Genomic DNA, 1,700 nt, shown 5'->3' on the forward strand with positions numbered 1-1,700 from the left:
CGGGCCTGGGCCTTTGCGGCGGACCAGATCGCCGGCGCCGGCACCATGGCGCCCGCTGCAACCCCGGTGACGGATTTCAGAAAATCGCGACGTTTCATGTGATGCTCCCAAAGCTGCGGACGGAAATCTGCTTTGGAACCGGCATCGCAAAGTTCGTGCCAAATCTTAACGGAAGCCTAAAACGCCGCTAATGCCCTGTTTTTACTTTTGAATAAACAAGTTTGATTTCCGGCGCGTAACCTTGCGCTGGCGGGTATTGCATACAAAGAGACGTTATTGCCCATTTGATAAGCAAGTAAATTGGGCGGCTCGTTTGTTGGGCGAAGACGCAACACCCGGCGATTCGCGGAAGTTCAGCCTGCTTGCTCAACGACGGGCCGTCGGGTCACTAAAAAAGCGCCATATCGAACCGCGGCGGATTTTGAGACAAGGTGGTTCACCGGAAAATCCGGTCAAACCGGGAATGCCCAATGGAATACGCTCCTGACGACCTTGCCCTTCGCGACCGCTACAAGGTTCTGACCGCCTTCGTGCTGCCGCGGCCGATCGCCTGGGTCACGACAATCGGCCCCACCGGCGTGGTCAACGCCGCGCCGTTCAGCTTCTTCAACGTGTTCTGCGAGGATCCGCCGCTGTGCATGTTCGCCGCCAATTTGCGGCCCGACGGCCGCGTCAAGGACACGGTGGTCAACATCCAGCGATCGGGGGAATTCGTCGTCAACATGACCGATGAACCGCTGGCGCGCGCCATGCACGATTCCAGCGGCGACTTTCCGCCCGAGATCGGCGAGCCCGGCTATCTCGGACTGAAGCTGTCGCCCTCGACCAAGATCGCGGTGCCGCGGCTTGCCGACGCGCCGTGGTCGATGGAATGCAAGACCTGGAAAACCATCGATGTGAACGGCGACCGCCAGCTCATCATGGGCGAGGGCATCAATTTCCATATCCGCGACGAATTGTGGGATCCGGTCGCCATGCGCGTGCACATGGACCGCTATCATCCGGTCGGCCGCATGTTCGCGGACCGCTATTGCCGGACCGACGACCGCATGGTGTTCCCGGCGGCGCAGGGGGCGCCTGCCGCCTGACGCCGCTGCGCTCGAGAAAAATCCCTCGCATCGCCGAAAGGACGATTCAGATGAACGCCGAGCCCTTCAAATCATGGCAATGCAGCATCTGCGGCTACATCTACGACGAAGCCGCCGGCGCGCCCGACGAGGGCCTCGCACCGGGCACGCGATGGTCCGACATTCCGGACGACTGGGTCTGTCCGGAATGCGGCACCGCCAAGAGCGATTTCGATATGGTCGAGCTGTGATTCGATTGACGGATCCTGGTACGGCGCTGGTCAATCCGGCCAGAGCAATTCTTGCAGCTGTAAGAGGTCGCGGGCCTTGTTCTGCCAGCCCTCGATGCAGATGTGCCTGACAGGATCGCTAAAGCGGTGCAACAGCATCAGCGCCATCAGCCGGCGTTTCAGAGTAAAATCGCACTGCGCGCTCGAATAGCCGAATCCCCCGAACAGGCTGCGGACGCGACCCGGCATCCCCGCGGTCATGAAGGCGCTGGGGCCGAGCAGGTCGTACTCGGCCATGCCTGTCATCACGTCGCCGAAGTCGATCAGCCCGGAAAGCCGCCAGTCTCCGTCGTCGCAACTCAGCAGAAAATTTTCCGGAATGTATTCCCCGGTCAGGATCACG

4 protein-coding genes are annotated in these 1,700 nt (G+C 60.7%); 2 read left to right on the top strand and 2 right to left on the bottom strand.

What is annotated here, in order from left to right:
* On the bottom strand, positions 1-98 hold a 98-nt coding region (locus tag Q8R73_RS05355), incomplete at its 3' end, for a twin-arginine translocation signal domain-containing protein (RefSeq protein WP_305718499.1).
* A 372-nt stretch (positions 99-470) separates the two neighbouring features.
* Between Q8R73_RS05355 and Q8R73_RS05360 the strand changes: the two genes are divergently transcribed.
* Both Q8R73_RS05360 and Q8R73_RS05365 read left to right on the top strand, forming a co-directional pair.
* Entirely contained in the window at positions 471-1,088 is a 618-nt protein-coding gene (locus tag Q8R73_RS05360) for a flavin reductase family protein (RefSeq protein WP_305718496.1), read from the top strand.
* Positions 1,089-1,138: 50 nt separating this feature from the next.
* Positions 1,139-1,318 (top strand): rubredoxin, encoded by a 180-nt coding sequence (locus tag Q8R73_RS05365; protein ID WP_305718497.1) that lies wholly within the window; start codon positions 1,139-1,141, stop codon positions 1,316-1,318.
* Positions 1,319-1,348: 30 nt separating this feature from the next.
* Here Q8R73_RS05365 and Q8R73_RS05370 read toward each other — a convergent pair.
* A partial coding sequence (locus tag Q8R73_RS05370) for a phosphotransferase (RefSeq protein ID WP_305718498.1) occupies positions 1,349-1,700 on the bottom strand: 352 nt, incomplete at its 5' end.

It is taken from the genome of Bradyrhizobium sp. (assembly GCF_030697065.1).
Taxonomy (GTDB): domain Bacteria; phylum Pseudomonadota; class Alphaproteobacteria; order Rhizobiales; family Xanthobacteraceae; genus Bradyrhizobium.